Raw genomic sequence first — 16,183 nt, forward strand, 5'->3', positions numbered from 1 at the left:
TTGGTTTTTTTTTATTGTCCCGGGGGCCCGGGCCGGGCCGGCGGGGGCCCAGGGCCCACGTTCCAGGCGCTGCCACTCCCCCGCACGGGCCCGGGCGCGGATCCCACCGCCCCGGGTCCCGTCGTACCGGCTCCGCCCCCGCCACCCGACCCGTCCCACTCGCCCGGGGAGTCAAGGAATGCCGCTCCAACGCCATCTCAGCAAGGGCCGCGAGATCGCCCGAACCGCCGGGGACCACGCCTCCGACATGTTCGCCCCGCTCTCCGTGATCGGCCGCGGACTGCGCCACCACGCGGGCTGGGCCAAGGACCGCTGGAACGCCACCCCGAAGGAGCGCCGCGGCCCGACGCTGTTCCTCTCCGCCGCGATGCTGGTCGGCGTCTACCTGCTGCCGCACGGCCTGCTGTTCGCCCTGATCGCCCTGATGGCCAGCTCCGCCTGGACCGGCCGGGCCCCCAAGCCGGCACCCGCCCCGCCCGCCCCGGACATCGCCGACATCAAGCTCGGCGCGCTCTACGCGGCGCTCACGCCGTACCTGTGCGGCCCCGAGGACGCCAACCCGCTGTACCACTACGAGGGCCACTACAAGCGCGCCTTCGGCTCCTGGGAGTTCGACGACGAGGGCCGGCTCTCCCGGCTGGAACTCGGCTACCCGGCGTACTTCACCGACACCGAGCCGGGCGCGCGGGCCCGGATCGAGCAGGTCGTCCAGGGCAAGGCCGGCCGGGCCCGGGAGTACCGCTTCGACTGGGACGAGGAGTCCAACCGGCTGCGGATCGCCGCGCTCACCCCGCTGCCCGCCGACATCGTCGCCCAGCGCTTCGTGGCCGCCCCCGGCGAGATCGTGCTCGGCTTCACCGACGAGGACGGCACCGCCCGGACCATCCCGGTCTTCCAGGGCGGCGCGATCGCCCAGCAGCCGCCGGTCGTCTGGCGCACCGGCCCGCGCTCGGCCGAGCCGCACCTGCTGGCACTCGGCGTCACCGGCTACGGCACCTCCAGCCTGATCCGCTCGATCGCGCTCCAGGCGCTCCCGTACGGGGACCTGGTGGTGGTCGACGGCGCGGGCACCGGGGAGCACGCCTGCCTGGTCAACCGGCCCGGCGTGCACACCGTGGAGACCAGCCTGCACGGCGCGCTGGCCGCGCTGGAGTGGGCCTCCCAGGAGACCGAGCGCCGGCTCGCCGCGCTGAACGCCGCCCGGCACGCCGGCACCGCGCCGCCCGAGGACGCCACCCGTCCGCTCTGGCTGCTCCTGGACCACCCGACCGAGCTGAGCGAGCTCGCCCACGCCGAGGGCCGCCCGGACCCGCAGGACCTGCTGGAGCTGCCGCTGCGGCACGGCCGCGCCGCCCGCGTCACCGTGGTGATCGCCGACGACATCGAGGCCAGGGGCCGGATCACCGCGACCGTGCGCTCCACCACCCGGGCCCGGGTGCTGCTCGGCCCCGCCGGCCCCGAGGAGGGCCACGCCGTGCTCGGCGCGCCGCTGGACATCGTGCCCGCCGCGCACGCCCCCGCCGGCCGCGGCTACGCCCGGATCGGCAACAGCACCCCCGTCCGGCTCCAGGTGCCCGCCACCGTCGACCCGCTGGACGAGGAGGCCCCGGCCCAGCTGCGGGACGCGGTGATCGCCCTGCTGCCGCACCGCGACACCCGCACCGAGGCCGCCGCCGACCTGCCGCCCCGGCCGGAGCGCCCGCCGGCGGCCCTGCCGGCCGATCCGGCCCCCCGGGCCCACCCGGTCGACCTCGCCAAGGGCGAGCCGATGATCCGTTCCCGCCCGATCTCCTGACCGCGGCGGACGGGGGCGGCGGCGCTCGTCGAATCCCGTCCCGGTAGGCTCGTCCAGGAAAGGCCGACCGATCACCAGATGTGAAATAGGTGACACCTAGGGTGATATCCACGGCCAGATGTGACAAATCGGGCGCCGATGGGTACAAACAGGGGCGGCACGACAGACGACGCATGTCCCGGGACGGGAATCTTCGTCGGAAGCCGAGCGTTGACCGAACGACGAAGAACAGCGACCACTAGTCCTGTGGGCTATAAGCCCGGGAGGCACGATTCATGAGCGAGCGAGCTCTCCGCGGCACGCGACTCGGGGCCACTAGCTACGAGACCGACCGCGGTATCGATCTGGCTCCCCGCCAGACCGTCGAGTATGCATGTCAGAACGGACACCGATTCGAGGTTCCTTTCTCGGTCGAGGCGGAGATCCCCCAGGCCTGGGAATGCCGCTTCTGTGGCCAGGAGGCGGTACTTCTCGACGGCGACGAGCCGGAAGAGAAGAAGGTCAAGCCGACGCGTACCCATTGGGACATGCTGATGGAGCGCCGGACCCGTGAGGAACTGGAGGAGGTACTGGCCGAGCGACTGGCCGTGCTCCGCTCCGGCGGAATGAACCTCGCGGTGCACCCGCGGGACACCCGCAAGAGCGCCTGACCTCGCTCCCGCCACGGCGGGAGGACGCGAAAAGGGACCCTGGTCACCAGGGTCCCTTTCGCGTTCCCGCCTCGCGGTCCCCGGGACGGGAACGCGGGACGGGAGGGGCGGTCAGCCCGAGATCGGCGGGCGGTACGTGGTGTCCGGGCCCTGCGGACCGCGCGGGCCGTCGCCTGGCTCCACCACCTCGCCCTGGATCACCTTGCCGTCCGGGCGGTGGATGCGCAGCTGCTCCTGCAGCCGCATCGCGTCCGCGAACGGGTCCGCCCCGGCGGCGACGGTGCTGCGCAGCGCCTTGTCGGCCACCCGACGGCCACCGGCCCGCCAGAGCGCCCGGGTGGGCGGGAACAGCAGGGTGAGCGCCACCAGGTCCGACAGGAAGCCCGGGACGATCAGCAGCAGGCCCGCCAGCACCGTCAGGCTGGTGCCGGTCTGGGGCTGCTCGGACTTCGGGTCCTTGCTCTGCTCGATCGCCGCGGACAGCGCCTTCAGCCCGGCCCGCTTGATCAGCGAACCGCCGATCAGCGCGCCCGCGATGAGCAGCAGCACGACGACGAATCCACCCAGCCACGAGCCCACTTGGACCAGCAGCCAGATCTCCAGCACCAGCCAGGCGGTGATCAGCAGCGGCAGCACCCGGCGGAGCTTGCCGCGCGGGGCCGGACGGGCGGGGGTAGCTTGCTGGGTCACGGTACGAATCCACTCCAAGCAGTGCTCTGCGCGCCGCACGGGAGGTCCGGGCCGGCTACGGCACCACCTGGTCCAACGATTCCCCGGCGGCCGGTGTTCCGGCGCCGGCCTTCCGTCGGCGGCCGACCAGCACGCCCGCGCCGCAGGCCAGCAGGCCTGCGAGGGCCAGCGTCCACTCCGGCGCGGCGCCGACCCGGTCGGCGACCGTGGTGCCGTCGCGCAGCGGGACGACCGCCGACAGCTCGGCCGCGGTCAGCTCCTCGGTGCGCTGCTGGACCGTGCCGTCCGGGGCGATCACCGCGCTGATGCCGCTGGTGGCGGCGATCAGCACGGCCCGGCCGTGCTCGACCGCGCGCAGCCGGCTCATCGCGAGCTGCTGCTCGGGCTGGCCCGTCTTGGCATAGGTCGCGTTGTTGGTCTGGACCACCAGGACGCGGGCGCCGCTGTCCACGGTGTCGCGGACGATCTCGTCGTAGGCGACCTCGAAGCAGATCACGTCGCCGATCCGGGCCGGGCCGAGCTGCATGACGCCGTTGTGGTCGCCGGGGTAGAAGTCCCGGGCGACCCGCTGGAGGCGGGTGATCACCTTCATCAGCTGCGCGCGGAACGGCACGTACTCGCCGAACGGGACGGGGTGCTGCTTGGTGTAGGAGGCGCCGGGGCCGGTCTTCGGGTCCCAGACGATGCCCTCGTTCTGGACGTGCTGCGCGTCCGGGCCGTCCACCAGGGTGCCGACCAGGGTGGGCACGCCGACCGTCTTCACGGCCTGGTCGATGCGCTGGTAGGCGAGCGGGTCGCTGAACGGGTCCAGGTCGGAGGAGTTCTCCGGCCAGATCACGATGTCGGGGCGCTCGACCTTGCCGGCGGCGATGTCCGCGGCCAGCCGCTCGGTCGCCACCGCGTGGTTGTTGAGGACCATCATCGGGCGGCCCAGGAAGTCCATGCCCGGGTTGGGCACGTTGCCCTGGACGATGGCGACCTTGACGGTGTCGGCCGGCGCGGTCGGCACCGGCACCAGGTACCCGGCCAGCAGCGCGGCCACCGCGCCCAGCCCCGCCAGCGCGGCGGCCCGGGGCGTCTTACGCGGCCCGCGCAGGCGCAGCACGGCGCCGGCGAGCAGGGCGCCCGAGAGGGCGACCGCGAAGGTCACCAGCGGTGCGCCGCCGAGCGCGGCCAGCGGCGTGAACGGGGTCGCGGTGTTGGCGAAGGCCAGCCGCCCCCACGGGAAGCCGCCGAACGGCAGCCGGTCGCGCGCCCACTCCTGGGTGATCCACAGGCAGGCCGCCCAGAGCGGCCAGGCCGGCAGCCGGGCGGTGAGGGCCAGGCCGCCGCCGAGGACGGCCAGGAACAGCGCCTCCACGACCGACAGGCCGACCGTCGCGTCCCAGCCGACCACCCGCAGCCAGCTGAGCAGCATCAGGAAGAACGGCAGGCCGAAGGCGAAGCCCGTCCAGGCCGCCTGGCGGACGGTGCGGCCCCGGGTGAGCAGGGACAGCGCGGCGACGCCGAGCAGCGACAGCGGCCACAGGTCGAAGGGCGGGAAGGCGAGTGCGAGCAGCAAGCCCGCCAGGGCCGCGAGGCCGGTGCGGGGAAGGCCCGCCCGGACCTTGGCGACGGCGCGGGCGGCCCGGCCGGGCCTGGGCGCCGACTCCGCCGGTTCGGGTGCGGCCCCGGGCCGCTCCTGGGTGACGGGCATGGCCACCGGCGCACCATCTTCCTGGATCTTGCTGTTCGGACGCTGTCCGAAGAAGGTACCCCGGACGGTCAGGGAAGCGTGAGGTCAGGGTGGTAGCAGGGTCAGCGGCTCACGGCCCCGGTGGGCTTGCCGCACATGCCCCGTCGGAGGCGCTGTGCTGCTCGCCCAGGGGTTCCGGGTGGAAGTCCGGGGCGAGCAGCTCGCGGGGGTCGGTGAAGCCGGCGGGGCGGTCGTCCTGGGGTCGACCCACGGCCGCCGGGCCGCCGCTTCAGCTGGGTTGATGCGGGCCTGCTCGGCTCTACCCGGCGGCCAGGTGGACGGTGCGGCCGCGGACGACGGTGCGCAGGCAGGCCGGCAGCGGGTGGCCGGGGGTGAGGTCGGGCAGGCCCGGGGTGCCGGAGCGCGGGTCGGTGGACCAGCCCGCCACCCGGGAGTCGGGGGCCTGGACGACCAGTTCGTCGGCGGCCCAGATCGCGTAGCTGGCGACGGCGCCGGGCACGAGTACGCCGTCCTGGTCGCGGCCGATCGCGCGCCAGCCGCCGCGGGTGTGCGCGGTGAAGGCCGCGCGGACGGAGATCCGGTGGTCCAGGGTCTGGTGGAAGGCGGCCGCGCGGACGGTGCCCCAGGGGTCGAGCGGGGTGACCGGGGCGTCCGAGCCGAAGGCCAGCGGCACGCCGGCCCGCAGCAGGGCGGCGAAGGGGTTGAGCCTGGCGGCCCGCTCGGCGCCGAGGCGCTGGACGTACATGCCGTCCGGGCCGCCCCAGGCGGCGTCGAAGGCGGGCTGGACGGAGGCGGTGAGGCCGAGCTCGGCGAAGGCGGCGACGGACTTGTCGTCCAGCGCCTCGGCGTGCTCGACGCGGTGGCGCAGCGCCCGGACCCGCCCGGCGCCGACCCGCTCCCCGGCCGCCCGGACGCCGTCCAGGACGGCGGCCACGGCCGCGTCGCCGATGGCGTGGAAGCCGGCCTGGAGCCCGGCCTCGGTGCAGGCGGCGACGTGGTCGGCGACCTGCTCGGCGGTCAGGTAGGCGGTGCCGGTGTGCTCGGCGTCGGCGTAGGGGGTGTGCAGGCAGGCGGTGTGCGAGCCCAGCGCGCCGTCCGCGAAGAGGTCGCCGCCGGCGCCCACCGCGCCGAGTCGGCGGGCCGTCTCGGCGCCGCCCAACTCGCCCCAGTAGCCGAAGACTTCGGGGCCTTCGCCCTCGGCGGCGAGGGCCAGCAGGGCGGCCAGGTCGGCCTCGGAGGAGATCTCCGGGCCGGCGCACTCGTGCAGCGCGCCGATGCCGAGTTCGGCGGCGCGGGCGAGGGTGGCGCGCTGGGCGCGGCCGCGCTGCTCGGGGGTGAGGTGGGCGAGCGCGGTCCGCCGGACGGCGTGGTGGGCGTCCTTGGTGAGCGGGCCGTCGGCGGTGTGGCCGGGGCGCTCGGCCAGGCCGGGGGCGAGGCTGCGCAGCGCGGTGGTGGCGAGCGCGGAGTGCACGTCGGTGCGGGAGAGGTAGAGCGCGGCGCCGCGGGCGGCGGCGTCGAGTTCGGCGAGCGTGGGCGGGCGGCCCTCGGGCCAGCCGGTCTCGTCCCAGCCGTGGCCGATGAGCACCCCGCCGGGCTCGGGGCGGGCGTCGACGAAGGCGGTGACGGCGGCGAGGGCGGCGGCCAGCGAGGGGCTGCCGGTGAGGTCGAGGCCGGTGAGCGCCAGGCCGGTGGCGGTGGCGTGCACGTGGGCGTCGACGAAGGCGGGGGTGACCAGGGCGCCGTCCAGCTCGACGATCTCGTCGGCTGCGGCGGCGTACGCCCCGGCGGCGCCGTCGCTGCCGACCCAGGCGATGTGCTCGCCCTCGACGAGCATCGCGGTGGCGAAGGGGTCGGCGGGGCTGTAGACGGCGCCGCCGCGCAGCAGGACGGTCCGGGAAGTGCGTTCGGTCATGCCGCTAAGTCTGCACCTGCGGGGTTCGTCCTCAGAGCTTCGGGGGTCGCGCTTCGTAGGGGGTGGAGAGGACGACGGTGGTGCGGGTGGAGACGCCGGCGGCACTGCGGATGCGGGCGAGCAAGTCCTCCAGGTCACCGGGGGCGCCGACACGCACCTTGAGGATGTAGTTCTCGTCGCCGGCGACGCTGTGGCAGGCCTCGATCTCGGGCAGGCCGGCCAGCCGTTCGGGGGTGTCGTCCGGGGCGCTGGGGTCGAAGGGCTTGACCGAGATGAACGCGGTCAGCGCCAGGTCGACGGCGTCGGGGTCGATGATCGCGGTGTAGCCGCGGATCACCCCGCGCTGTTCGAGGCGGCGCACCCGCTGGTGCACCGCCGAGGTGGACAGGCCGGTGGCCTTGCCCAGGTCCGTGTAGCTCATCCGGCCGTCCTCTAGGAGCAGCTGGACGATGCGTTGGTCGAGATCCTCCACAGTGCGCAAACCTACCCGGTCGGGGGCACGGGGGGCGCACGCGGTGTCACATCGGGTGCCCGCAGGTGTCACGCGGGCAAATGCCAGGCGAATGTGGCAGTGGATGTGGCCAAGGACACACCCGGTGCATCACGGTGCACCGGACCGCAGGGTTATGAGCCCGAATCGGAGGGAAGTGCTGGTTGTGGCCCCGGGCGACCACGCCGGGCCCGATCCGAGGGGGATCCTCATGCCGACTGACCAGCGTGCCCTGGGCGCCGACGAGACCGACGATACGACCGGCCGCGACGACCTCGCGGTCGATCACGGCCACGTCCCGGGCATCGACCCGGGCGAGGCCGAGACCTGGGACATCTTCCGGGTGCACTGCCCCGAGTGCCGCCGCCCGATCGCCCTGGTGGCCGACGAGGAGCGGCTGCCGCAGCACGCGCTGCTGCCGACCGCCTGGAACCCCTTCGCCCCCGCGCTGTGCCCGGGTTCGGGCACGCCGACCGACGACCTCGCCGAGGTGGAGACCCCGGAGGACGACCAGCCGGCCGGGCTCGACGCGCTGTTCAGGCTCCCCACCGAACTCGACTGGCGCACCCAGCCGTTCTCGCACGCGGTGGCGCACCGGCCGACGCGGACCGCCGTCGTCGCCCCGGCCGTCCCCGTCATCTCGGCCATCCCCGAGCAGCGCCGCCGCCTGGTCCGGCGCTGACCCGCCAGCCCGGGCAGGCGGGTTGACGCAGAGACGAAGACGCCTCCGGCCGTCACTCCGCACCCTGGAGTGACGGCCGGAGGCCGTTTGTGGGGGGGATCAGCCCTTGGTGAGGTGGCGGCCGATCACCAGGCGCTGGATCTGGTTGGTGCCCTCGACGATCTGCAGCACCTTCGCCTCGCGCATGTAGCGCTCGGCCGGGAAGTCCTGCGTGTAGCCGTAGCCGCCGAGCACCTGGACCGCGTCGGTGGTCACCCGCATCACGGCGTCGGTGCAGAACAGCTTGGCCATCGCCGCCTCCTTGGAGAACGGCAGGCCCGCGTCCCGCAGCCGGGCGGCGGACAGGTAGAGCGCCCGCCCGGCCTCGATCTGGGTGGCCATGTCGGCGAGCATGAAGGACAGGCCCTGGAACTCGGCGATCGGGCGGCCGAACTGGCGGCGGGTGCGCGCGTAGTCGACCGCGAGGTCGAGCGCGGCCTGGGCGACGCCGACCGCGCAGGCGGCGATGCCGAGGCGGCCGGAGTCCAGTGCGGCGAGCGCGATCTGGAAGCCCTGGCCCTCCTCGCCGATCAGCCGGTCGCGGGCGACCCGGGCGCCGTCGAAGTGCAGCTGCGCGGTCGGCGAGGAGCGCATGCCCATCTTGTGCTCCGGCGGAGCGGCCGACAGGCCCTGTGCGTCGCCCGGGACGAGCAGGCAGCTGATGCCCTTGGAGCCCTCGTCGCCGGTGCGCACCAGGGCGCTGTAGAAGTCCGCCCGGCCGCCGTGGGTGATCCACGCCTTGGTGCCGTTCACCACGTACGCGTCGCCGTCGAGGTCGGCGCGGGTGCGCAGCGCGGCCGCGTCCGAGCCGGACTGCGGTTCGGAGAGGCAGTAGGCGCCGAGCTGCTCGCCGGAGAGCATTCCGGGCAGCCACCGGCCGCGCTGCTCCTCGGTGCCGAAGCCGGCCAGCGCGTGGCAGGAGAGGGTGTGCACGCTCACCCCGAGGCCGACGGCCAGCCAGCCGGCCGCCAGCTCCTCCAGCACCTGCAGGTACACCTCGTAGGGCTGCCCGCCGCCGCCGTACTTCTCGTCGTAGGGGAGGGAGAGCAGGCCGGCCTCGCCGAGGGTGCGGAAGACCTCTCGCGGGAAGCGGTCGGCGGCCTCGTCCTCGGCCGCGCGGGGCTGCAGCTCGCGCTGGACCAGGTCCCGGGTGAGGCTCAGCAGCTCGTGGGCCTCCTCGCTGGGCAGCTGGCGCTCCACGGCTTTCACTGGGGACGGGGTCATGGCGGCGGTCGCCTCCTCGATCGGGCACCGGAGCGTGGTGTGGCTGGTCCGGCGCGGGTGTGGCAGGTCGGCCCGACCGGCACCGGATTACGGTGAACGGCCGTTCACAGGCATGGCGATGCGAGTATGCCGGAAACCCGCGCCGCCGTCACGATCACCCAGGAGTAACTGGACGGACTGGTGGGCTACGGCACCGTAGGGTTGCCGTTGTGGCTGCTTCCCGACCCCTCGCCCCCGCCCTTTCGCCCGTTCCCGGCGACGCGGTGGCCTCGCTCGCGGCGGAGCTGCGCGCGCTGCCGCCCTCCTGTGGGCCGGTGCGGCTGGTCGCGGTGGACGGGCACGCGGGCTCGGGCAAGACGACCTTCGCCGGGCGGCTGGCGGCGGCGCTCGGCGGGGCGCCGGTGGTCCACCTCGACGACCTGGCCACCCACGCCGAGCCCTTCGGCTGGACCGGGCGGTTGCGCGAACAGGTGCTGGAGCCGCTGGCGGCCGGCCGGGACGGTGCGTACCGGGTGTACGACTGGACGCTGCGCCGCTTCGCGGGCACCGCCGCGGTGCCGGTCGCCCCGGTGGTGCTGGTGGAGGGTGTCGGCGCCGGGCGGCGGGCGGTGCGGCCGTGGCTGGCCCGGGTGATCTGGCTGGAGTTGGACGCCGCCTCGGCCCGGCGGCGCGGCGAGCAGCGGGACGGGCCGGATCTGGCCGAGTTCTGGGCCGGCTGGGCGCGGGCCGAATCGGCGCATTTCGCCGCGGATCCGAGCCGTCCGTTCGCCGGGACGCGGGTCGACGGGGTGACCGGACGAATCACACCGGGCACCGTGGGTGAACCTTCAACAAGCCCTTGACCTGCACTGTCACCAGGATTTAGGTTCTCCTCAGCCGCCGGAACGGAATGTTCCGGCCGCCTCGGACCCGGCGTCCCCGACTTGTTCCCCCGTGAGCCGGGGGCGCCGTCCGGTCCTTTCCGAATCGCGCTCCCCCGCCGCCGGTCCAGGCCCCCACCCGCTCAACGACCGCTCACACGATCGCATTTGACTCCGTGGGCGCCCTTCCGGATCAGCGCCACGCCGGTACGATTCCTCGCAGGCGCAGATGCGCCCGGGGGCTTTCGACCACCGGCCCGGCTGCACGCAGGCGACCTGCCACCGAGCCCCGGGCCAAGCCGCGGGGGGCGTGAGTGACGACGGTGGACAGTTCGGACAGCAACGCGGGCGGCCCGGACCGGCTCGCCGAACGCGCGTGGCTGCGTGCCATGGACGCGTACACGGCGGGCGCGTACGCCCGTGCCGAGGAGGAGTTCCGCGCGGCCGTCCGGCTGGACCCGGGCATGGCCGACGCCTGGCTCGGCCTGCACGCGCTGCGCAGTGACACCTCGGCGGCGCTGCTGGCCATGTACCGCAACCAGAAGCGGTTCGGCGAGCAGCGGCGGCGCCACCGCCGCCCGCTCAGTTCCTGGTACTGGCTGGGCTGGTGGGTGCAGCCCGTCCTGGAGGACGCCCGCGACCTGGCGCTGGCGCACGCCTCGCACTGGCTGGACGGCCGCCACCTGGCCGAGCTGGACCGGGCGCTGGAACAGTGCCCGGCGCCCAGCGAGGACCCGTCCGCCCAGTTCCTGTACGCCTGCCGGTCCTATCTGCTCAAGGACTGGGAGCAGCTGATCCGGGACACCGACCGGCTGCTGGACGACCCGCTGCTCGGCATCGAGGCCGGGCTGTTCGCCGGCATGGCGCGGGTCCGACTGGACATGTGCGCCCAGGCGCAGGCGCCGCTGGCCGCCTCGCTGGCCCGCTGCCGCTCCGAGCAGCCCCAGCGCAAGGAACTGCGGTACTGGCTGGCCCGGGCGTACGAGGGGGCCGGGCGCAGTGCGGCCGCGCTGCCGCTCTACCGGGCGGTGCACCGGGCCGATCCGGTGTTCATGGACACCGCCGCGCGGCTGGCCGCGATCGCGGCGGAGGACGGGTTGGCGGACGACCTGCCGGACGCCCTGCTGGACGGCGGCCTGCCGGCGGGCGGGCGGGTGGCCGGGTACGAGGGCACCGAGCCGGACGAGATGGACGGGACGGACGAGGCGGACTTCCAGGACGGGGCCGGGTACGCCACGGCGGGGGGCTTCGGCGACGCGGCCCCCGGGTTCACCGAGAGCGCCGGGTTCACCGAGGGCGCCGGGTACACCGGCGGGGTCGGATTCGTCGAGGGGGTCGGGTTCCTCACGGGGCCCGGCCCGGGCGACGGCTCCACGGCCGGCCCGGCCCCGCAGGCGGCCGGCGAGCGGTCGGGTTCGCCGGGCGGCTCCGCCGCCCCGCTGCCGGCGCCGGTCCGCGCCGAGGCCCAACCCCGCACCGCGCCGCTGCCCGCCGCCCAACCGGTCGACGACGAGCGCGAGTTGGACGCGGCGCTGGCGGAACTCTCGCTGATGGTGGGCCTGGAGCCGGTCAAGCGCCAGGTGCGGGCGCTGTCGGCGCAGCTGCGGATGTCCAGACTCCGGGCCGCGCAGGGCCTGCCGGTCCAGCCGCCCAAGCGCCACTTCGTCTTCTCCGGCCCCTCCGGCACCGGCAAGACCACCGTCGCCCGGATCCTCGGCCGGGTCTTCCACGCCCTCGGACTGCTCTCCGGCGACCACCTCGTGGAGGCCCAACGGGCCGACCTGGTCGGCGAGTTCCTCGGCCAGACCGCGGTCAAGGCGAACGAGCTGATCGACTCGGCACTGGACGGCGTGCTGTTCATCGACGAGGCGTACAGCCTCTCCAACTCCGGCTACACCAAGGGCGACGCCTACGGCGACGAGGCCCTCCAGGTGCTGCTGAAACGCGCCGAGGACAACCGCGACCGCCTGGTGGTGATCCTGGCCGGCTATCCCGAGGGCATGAACCGGCTGCTCGCCACCAACCCCGGCCTCAACTCCCGCTTCACCACCCGGGTCGACTTCCCCAGCTACCGCCCGAACGAGCTGACCGCGATCGGCGCCGCGCTGGCCGGCCGGGACGGCGACGGCTGGGACGAGGACGCGGCCGAGGAACTGGCCAGCATCTGCACCCACGTGGTCCGCGAGGGCTGGATCGACGAACTCGGGAACGGCCGGTTCATCCGCACCCTGTACGAGAAGTCCTGCGCCTACCGGGACCTGCGGCTCTCGCTGCTGCGCGAGCCGCCGGGCCGCGAGGACCTGGCGACGCTGCGCCTGCCCGACCTCGTCCAGGCCTACGGGGAACTGATCGACGGCCGCGGCTGAGACCAGCTCCCCGGGATCGCGCCGGGTCAGCCCCGGAGCAGCTCGGCCTCGCGCTCGGGGTCGAGGCCGACCTTCGGCCGGTCGGCGCGCTGCGGGGCGACGCCGCCGATCGACCGCAGCCAGGCCCAGGTGTCCTCGACCGTCTCGCCCACCGGCCGGCAGCGCAGCCCGGCGGCGACCGCCCGGTCCACGGACGCGCCGTGCAGGAAGTCGTTCAGCTCGCCGGGCGCCAGCCAGATCGGCAGCTCCGTCCAGGGCTCGACGCCGGCCGCCAGGATGCGCTCGGGGTCGGTCCAGCGCAGGTCCGCGTCCGAGCCGGTGACCCGCACGCAGGCCTCCAGCAGCTCGCCCATCGTGGTGTGGCCCGCCGGGCTGACCACGTTGCACGCGCCGCCGAGCCGGGCCGCCGCCGCGTCCAGCAGCCAGCCCGCGAGGTCGCGGACGTCGATGTACTGCAGCGGCAGGTCGTACGGGCCGGGGGCGAGCACCGGGCCGCCCCGGGCGATCCGGTTCAGCCACCAGGGCAGCCGGCCGATGTTCTCGTGCGGGCCGAGGATCAGCCCGGCCCGGGCGAGCAGGGCCCGCCCGCCGAACTCCGCCTCCAGGGCCAGTTCGGCCCCGCGCTTGGCCTCGGCGTAGGGCACCTCGCCCTCGGCGTCCGGGGACGACCCGACCACCTTCGCCGACTCGTCCGCCCCGCGCGCCAGCGGGTAGTCGTACACCGACCGGCTGGAGACGTACCCGTAGTGGCCGACCCGGCCGGCCAGCAGCCGGGCGCTGTCGCGCACCGCCGTCGGGGCTCCGGACCAGGTGTCCACCACCGCGTCCCACTCCCCCGCGGCCAGCGCCGCCAGCCCGCCCTCGGCGGTGCGGTCGCCCAGCAGTGCGGTCACGCCCGCGGGCGCGGGCTGCGTACCGCGGTTGAGGGCCGTCACCTCCCACCCCCTGGCCAGCGCCTCCTCGGCGACGACCCGTCCGACGAAATTCGTTCCACCCAGCAGGAGAAGCCTCATGCCGACCACCCTGCGCCCAGGGTGGTCGGCATGGGAACGGCTGCACGCTGAGAGCAGAATCGCCCGCAGCGGACACGCCGTCAGCGAAAGGGGGAACCTCAGGCGGCGGAGCGGTGGTCCGGGTCGTGCATCTCGCCGACCAGTTCCTCCAGCACGTCCTCCAGCATGACCACACCGAGCGTGCGGCCGTCCTGGTCCAGCACGGCGGCCAGGTGGCAGGTCGCCCGGCGCATCGCGCCGAGCGCGTCGTCCAGCGGGAGGCTGCCGCGCAGCACCGTGATCGGACGCCACAGCCGGGCCGGGACGGGCGCGGACGGGTCCTCCACGTCGAGGATGTCCTTGAGGTGCAGGTAGCCCAGGTAGCCGTGGCCGGCCGGGTCGCCGTCGGTGACCGGGAAGCGCGAGAAGCCGGTGCGCAGGGCGAGCTCCTCGACCTCCGCGGCGGTCACCTTGGTGTCCACGGTGACGAGCTGCTCGGGCTTGAGCAGCACCTCGGTGACCGGGCGGTGGCCCAGCTCCAAGGCGTCCTCCAGACGCTCCTGGCGGCCCTCGTCGAGCAGGCCGGCGTCCCGGGAGTCGACCAGCAGGTACATCAGCTGCTCGGTGGTGAACACCGACTCGACCTCGTCCTTGGACTCGACCCGGAACAGCCGCAGCACACCGTTGGCGATGGCGTTCAGCAGGCTGATCACCGGGGCCAGCCAGCGGGCCAGCCGGTCCAGCGGCGGGCCGAGCCAGAGCGCGGCCTTCTCCGGGCCCGCCATGGCCATGTTCTTGGGCACCATCTCGCCGATCACCATGTGCAGGAAGACCACGACGGCCAGCGAGATGCCGTACGAGAGCGGGTGCATCAGACCGGACGGGACGCCGATCGCGTGGAACGGGCCCTCCAGCAGACTGGCGATGGTCGGCTCGGCCAGGGCGCCGAGGCCCAGCGAGCAGACGGTGATGCCGAGCTGGGCGGCGGCCAGCATCGCGGACACGTTGGACAGCGCGTGCAGCACGGTGCGGGCACGCTTGTGGCCGGCCTCGGCGAGCGGCTCGATCTGGCTGCGGCGCACCGAGACGACGGCGAACTCGGCGCCGACGAAGAAGGCGTTCCCGAGCAGGAGCAGGACGGCGACGGCCAGTTGGAGCGCGGTCATCGGGCGTTCTCCTGATCGTCTCCGAAGGAGGCCGGCGCGCTGGTGCGCTCGACCCGGACCTGGCTGGTGCGGTGCCGGTCGACACCCGTCACGGTGAAGCGCCAGCCCGGCAGCTCCGCCTGCTCGCCGACCTCGGGCAGCTTGCCGAGCAGGTCGGCGACCAGGCCGGCCAGCGTCTCGTACGGGCCGTCCGGGGCGATCAGGCCGATCGCCTCCAGCTGGTCGATCCGGGCGCGGCCCTCGGCCTCCCAGGCAGGCAGGCCGTTCACCGGGGGCAGCGGGAGCAGCTCGGGGCGGTCGGCGGGGTCGTGCTCGTCCTGCACCTCGCCGACGATCTCCTCGACGATGTCCTCGACGGTGACGACGCCGGCGGTGCCGCCGTACTCGTCGACCACGATGGCCATCGGCTGGAGGCGGCGCAGCTGGTCGAGCAGCCGCTCGGCGGGCAGGGTCTCGGGCACCAGCAGCGGCGGCGAGGTGAGCTCGCCCACCCGGACCAGGCCGCGCCGGGCGGCCGGGACGGCGAGGGCGTCCTTGAGGGTCACGATGCCGGTGACCTCGTCCAGGCTGTGGGTGTAGACCGGGAAGCGGGACAGGCCGGTGGCCCGGGTCAGGTTGATCACGTCGGAGGCGGTGGCGTCGCTCTGGAGGGAGGCGACGTCGATCCGCGGGGTCATCACGGACTCGGCGGTCAGCTCGCCCAGGCCCAGGGTGCGGACGAACAGGGTCGCCGACTCCTCGTCTATCGCGCCGGCCTTGGCCGAGTGGCGGGCCAGCGAGACCAGTTCGGCCGGGGTCCGGGCGTGGTCCAGCTCCTCCTGCGGCTCGACGCCGAAGGCGCGGACCGTCCGGTCGGCCGCCCCGTTGAGGAAGCTGATCAGCGGGCGGCAGGCGAAGGAGAAGGCCATGTGCGGGGCGGCGACCGCGCGGGCCACCTGGAGCGGGCGGGAGATCGCCCAGTTCTTCGGGACCAGCTCGCCGATCACCATCTGCACCACGGTGGCGAGCACCATGCCGACGACCACGGCGACGCCGCGGGCGGCCGACTCGGGCACGCCGATCCCGGTCATGACGGGGCTGAGCAGGGTGGACAGCGCCGGCTCGGCGAGCATGCCGACCACCAGCGAGGTGACGGTGATGCCGAGCTGGGCACCGGAGAGTTCGAACGAGAGGTGCCGCAGGGCCCGGGAGACGCGGGCGGACTTGGCGTCGCCGGCCCCGGCGGAGCGTTCGACCGCCCCGCGCTCGACGGTCACGAAGGCGAACTCGGCGGCCACGAACAGGCCGTTGGCGAGGATCAGCAGGAGGGCTGCGAGCAACAGCAGCCAGGCGGTGATCACAGTGCCGCCTGCCTTCCGCTGACAGGAAGGTGGGCGGCGCAGGTACTACCGGACGGATCGTCCATCGAGGGGGGAAGTCACTCCTCAAGTCGTCTTTCGGGCAGGACGGAAGTTTTGCCCTGCTTTTACCAGCGTAGACCATAGCCGGACGATGGTAGGAAGAGTGTTCGGAGCCCCCGGGGCGCGGGTTGGCACGCCCCGCCGGGCCCCGCGGGGGGTGGGGGGGGGGGGGGGCGTATAAAACACACCGAACCCCCCAGACCCCAAGGTATCGCGGGTGG

General features: G+C 74.3%; 13 protein-coding genes. 5 read left to right on the forward strand and 8 right to left on the reverse strand.

Features of this window, described 5'->3' with window-relative positions:
* Positions 1-178: 178 nt before the first annotated feature.
* Both ACFV61_RS24170 and ACFV61_RS24175 read left to right on the forward strand, forming a co-directional pair.
* On the forward strand, positions 179-1,795 hold the full coding sequence (locus tag ACFV61_RS24170) for a hypothetical protein (protein WP_380493826.1): 1,617 nt from the start codon (positions 179-181) through the stop codon (positions 1,793-1,795).
* 275 nt (positions 1,796-2,070) lie between these two features.
* The gene (locus ACFV61_RS24175) at positions 2,071-2,445 is read left to right on the forward strand and encodes an RNA polymerase-binding protein RbpA (protein ID WP_030306127.1); all 375 of its coding nucleotides are present in this window, start codon (positions 2,071-2,073) and stop codon (positions 2,443-2,445) included.
* 111 nt (positions 2,446-2,556) lie between these two features.
* Here ACFV61_RS24175 and fxsA read toward each other — a convergent pair whose 3' ends face one another.
* The 4 genes from fxsA to ACFV61_RS24195 form a co-directional block, all read right to left on the reverse strand.
* Complete coding sequence (gene fxsA, locus ACFV61_RS24180) at positions 2,557-3,135, reverse strand: FxsA family membrane protein (RefSeq protein WP_063346461.1); 579 nt, start codon at positions 3,133-3,135, stop codon at positions 2,557-2,559.
* A 55-nt stretch (positions 3,136-3,190) separates the two neighbouring features.
* On the reverse strand, positions 3,191-4,831 hold the full coding sequence (gene lnt, locus ACFV61_RS24185) for an apolipoprotein N-acyltransferase (protein WP_380493828.1): 1,641 nt from the start codon (positions 4,829-4,831) through the stop codon (positions 3,191-3,193).
* A gap of 298 nt (positions 4,832-5,129) precedes the next feature.
* Positions 5,130-6,743: an amidohydrolase gene (locus ACFV61_RS24190; RefSeq protein ID WP_380493830.1), complete on the reverse strand. Its 1,614-nt coding sequence runs from the start codon at positions 6,741-6,743 to the stop codon at positions 5,130-5,132.
* A 31-nt stretch (positions 6,744-6,774) separates the two neighbouring features.
* Positions 6,775-7,215, reverse strand: coding sequence for an Lrp/AsnC family transcriptional regulator (locus ACFV61_RS24195; RefSeq protein WP_045694655.1), 441 nt, complete (start codon positions 7,213-7,215; stop codon positions 6,775-6,777).
* Positions 7,216-7,444: 229 nt separating this feature from the next.
* Between ACFV61_RS24195 and ACFV61_RS24200 the strand changes: the two genes are divergently transcribed.
* The gene (locus ACFV61_RS24200) at positions 7,445-7,915 is read left to right on the forward strand and encodes a hypothetical protein (RefSeq protein WP_208869051.1); all 471 of its coding nucleotides are present in this window, start codon (positions 7,445-7,447) and stop codon (positions 7,913-7,915) included.
* Between the two features lie 99 nt (positions 7,916-8,014).
* Here the strand turns inward: ACFV61_RS24200 and ACFV61_RS24205 are convergent, their stop codons facing one another.
* Positions 8,015-9,178 (reverse strand): acyl-CoA dehydrogenase family protein, encoded by a 1,164-nt coding sequence (locus ACFV61_RS24205; protein WP_380493832.1) that lies wholly within the window; start codon positions 9,176-9,178, stop codon positions 8,015-8,017.
* A 209-nt stretch (positions 9,179-9,387) separates the two neighbouring features.
* Here ACFV61_RS24205 and ACFV61_RS24210 point away from each other — a divergent pair, with 209 nt between their 5' ends.
* A complete protein-coding gene (locus ACFV61_RS24210) occupies positions 9,388-10,020 on the forward strand; it encodes a uridine kinase (protein ID WP_380493834.1) in 633 nt (210 codons plus the stop codon).
* A 407-nt stretch (positions 10,021-10,427) separates the two neighbouring features.
* Positions 10,428-12,404, forward strand: coding sequence for an AAA family ATPase (locus ACFV61_RS24215; protein ID WP_380493838.1), 1,977 nt, complete (start codon positions 10,428-10,430; stop codon positions 12,402-12,404).
* A 26-nt stretch (positions 12,405-12,430) separates the two neighbouring features.
* On the opposite strand, the gene ACFV61_RS24220 is transcribed toward ACFV61_RS24215, so the two are convergent.
* From ACFV61_RS24220 to ACFV61_RS24230, 3 genes are all read right to left on the reverse strand, one after another.
* Positions 12,431-13,417 (reverse strand): NAD-dependent epimerase/dehydratase family protein, encoded by a 987-nt coding sequence (locus ACFV61_RS24220; protein WP_380493836.1) that lies wholly within the window; start codon positions 13,415-13,417, stop codon positions 12,431-12,433.
* A 98-nt stretch (positions 13,418-13,515) separates the two neighbouring features.
* Positions 13,516-14,562, reverse strand: coding sequence for a hemolysin family protein (locus ACFV61_RS24225; protein ID WP_063346468.1), 1,047 nt, complete (start codon positions 14,560-14,562; stop codon positions 13,516-13,518).
* On the reverse strand, positions 14,559-15,902 hold the full coding sequence (locus tag ACFV61_RS24230) for a hemolysin family protein (protein WP_363369697.1): 1,344 nt from the start codon (positions 15,900-15,902) through the stop codon (positions 14,559-14,561). The genes ACFV61_RS24225 and ACFV61_RS24230 overlap by 4 nt, the downstream gene beginning before the upstream one ends.
* Positions 15,903-16,183: the final 281 nt, after the last annotated feature.

Origin of the sequence: Kitasatospora sp. NPDC059817 (assembly GCF_042731835.1) — a bacterium.
Lineage (GTDB): Bacteria > Actinomycetota > Actinomycetes > Streptomycetales > Streptomycetaceae > Kitasatospora.